Source organism: Paraburkholderia sejongensis, from assembly GCF_020880815.1.
GTDB classification, from domain to species: Bacteria; Pseudomonadota; Gammaproteobacteria; order Burkholderiales; family Burkholderiaceae; genus Paraburkholderia; species Paraburkholderia sejongensis.
In genome coordinates this window covers 1-2,523 of sequence record NZ_JAJITD010000044.1, presented here as the reverse complement: position 1 = coordinate 2,523, position 2,523 = coordinate 1, and the positions used below count along the sequence as shown (strand labels likewise).

Genomic DNA, 2,523 nt, shown 5'->3' with positions numbered 1-2,523 from the left:
TGGTAAGCGCGCAGAAACCGACGTCTGGCACTCAGGGATCTGACCGTGCAGGCTATGTCCACTGATTTTCAGTGGACACCTTATGACAGAACAGCACTCAGAATCGTCGTGCCTGAAGGTCGTCACCGTGGGCAAGGACGGCAAGCGTCGTTTTGACCGGCGAACGAAGCAGTGGTTAGTCGAGGCGTGCCTTGCGCCGGGAGCGTCGGTGGCCGGGCTCGCACTCAAGCACGGCGTCAATGCGAACCTTCTGCGCAAATGGATAAAACTGCACCAGCAACGGCTAGCGGAGTCGACAGCATCGCCGACGATAGAGTCGCCGTTCGTGCCGGTTATCGATGTAAGCCATGAACGCTCCGTCGTCGAGCGCAAATCGGCCATCCTGTCTGCGCCACAAGGTACGTCGGGACCGCACGCGGATCGAGCAGCCTCGTTGACAGTTCAGATGCCAAACGGCGTGACGCTCAAGCTCGAATGCGCTGGCAGCGACGCGGCGCTGCTATCAGCAATGATCGAAACGCTCGGACGGTGCGATGTTCCGCCTGGGCGATGAACTGAAGGTCTATGTGCATCGCGACGCCGTTGATTTCCGCAAGAGCATCAACGGACTTGCAGCCATCGTCGAGCAATCGATGAAGCTCGATCCGTTCGCGCAGGCCGTGTACGTGTTCAGCAACCAGCGCCGCGACCGCATCAAGATGCTGCTGTGGGACCGCAACGGCTTCTGGTTGCTCATGAAACGGCTCGAGCAAGATCGTTTCGTTTGGCCTCGCAAAGAAGCCGTGCTCAAGCTTGGAACGGAGCAGCTGCACTGGTTGCTCGACGGCATTGACATCGAGGCGATGCGGGCGCACCCGACGCGCTATTATCAGCGCGTGACTTGAAACACGAACCAGCATCGCTGGTCTAATCCGGCGATGCCGCCACCATCCTCATCCCCCACAGACGAACTGCAGGCTCTACGCGCTGAGCTCGCTGCCATGAAGGGCGAGTTGCGTGTGGTGACAGTCGAGCGCGACTTGTTGCGCGAGAAGCTCAAGGCCTTTCAGCGGCAACTGTTTGCCGCCAAGAGCGAAGTGCGCGGTGCCGAGCAACGTGACCTCTTCTTAAACGAAGCAGAGGCGACCGCAACGGGATCTGAACCGGCGCAAGAGACAGAAGCAGAACAGAGCATCGAGGTTGGCGCACACGAACGCAAGAAGCGTGGACGCAAGCCGTTGGACCCGATGCTACCGCGCGAGATCGTGCGTCACGAGTTGCCGGAATCTGAACGCGTCTGCGCACACGACGGCCATACGCTAGTTGAGATCGGCGCAGAGATCAGCGAACAGCTCGACATCGTGCCGCAGCAGGTTCGCGTCATCCAACACCAACGAGTCAAATACGCATGCCCTTGTTGTGATCTCGGCATCAAGGTGACACCGGCGCCGGCGCGTATCATCCCCAAGGGACTACTCACCGAATCGGCGCTTGCATGGGTGGTCGTAAGCAAGTTCGCCGATGCGCTGCCGCTGTATCGCATCGCCGCACTGCTGCACCGCTTCGGTGGCGATCTCTCGCGCGGTACGCTGGCAGCCAGCGTGGTGCGCGTCGGTACGGCAGTGCAGCCGCTGATCAACTTGATGCGCGATCACTTGCTAGAGGCCGACGTCGTCTACGGCGATGAAACGACGGTTCAGGTGCTAAAAGAGCCGGGCCGCGCGGCACAACGCAAGAGCTACATGTGGGCTCAAATGAGCGGCACCGGCCCGCCGGTTCGATTGTTCAGTTACAGTCCGACGCGCAGCGCGGCACAGGCCGCGGCGCTCTATGCTGGCATCAAGCCCGGCGCGGCATTGATGACTGACGGCTATGAGCCGTACAACGATGTCGCCGACAACAACCAGCTCGTTCATTTGGGCTGTTGGGCGCATGCGCGTCGCTACATGATCGAGGCCGAGGAGAATCTGCCGAAGGCGCAGCGTGGCCGCGATCATCCTGTCAGCGAATTCATTCGACTGATCGGGCAGCTCTTTGCGATCGAGTCGCGCTGCGAAGACATGACGCCTGAGGACCGTTTGCTCGGGCGGCAACGGGAGAGCCATTCCGTGCTCGAAAAAATCGAAGCGTTACTGCTGAAGCAGTTGAACGCTGTGTTGCCGCAAAGTGCGTTTGGCAAAGCGCTGTCCTACTTGCAGGGGCAATGGCCGAAGCTGATTCGCTACGTCGAAAACGGCGCCTGGCCGATCTCGAACAACGCGTGCGAAAACGCGATCAGGCCATTTACCGTCGGCCGAAGAAACTGGCTCTTCTATGACACTGTCGCTGGCGCGAACGCGGCGGCCAACCTGTACTCACTGATCGAAACGTGTAAGGCAAACAGCGTCGAACCGTATGGCTATCTCGTGACGCTGTTCGAAGCACTGCCGCTTGCCCAGAGTGCCGATGACTACGAGGCGCTGTTGCCCTGGCGGCTGATCACGTCCACGGACTGACGCATAGTCGGCCGACCGGCGCAAGCCACGCGGTTTATTGCGCGCTTAC

General features: G+C 60.2%; 3 protein-coding genes. All 3 read left to right on the top strand.

The genetic code is table 11. The features are described 5' to 3' along the window. Positions 1-82 precede the first annotated feature (82 nt). Genes tnpA through tnpC form a run of 3 tightly spaced genes read left to right on the top strand, consistent with a single transcriptional unit; the run spans position 83 to position 2,474 of the window. Complete coding sequence (tnpA, locus tag LJ656_RS34775) at positions 83-553, top strand: IS66-like element accessory protein TnpA (RefSeq protein ID WP_230513945.1); 471 nt, start codon at positions 83-85, stop codon at positions 551-553. Beyond that, complete coding sequence (gene tnpB, locus LJ656_RS34770; protein ID WP_230513944.1) at positions 534-884, top strand: IS66 family insertion sequence element accessory protein TnpB; 351 nt, start codon at positions 534-536, stop codon at positions 882-884. The genes tnpA and tnpB overlap by 20 nt, the downstream gene beginning before the upstream one ends. Before the next feature lie 33 nt (positions 885-917). After that, a complete protein-coding gene (tnpC, locus tag LJ656_RS34765; RefSeq protein ID WP_230513943.1) occupies positions 918-2,474 on the top strand; it encodes an IS66 family transposase in 1,557 nt (518 codons plus the stop codon). Positions 2,475-2,523 lie beyond the last annotated feature (49 nt).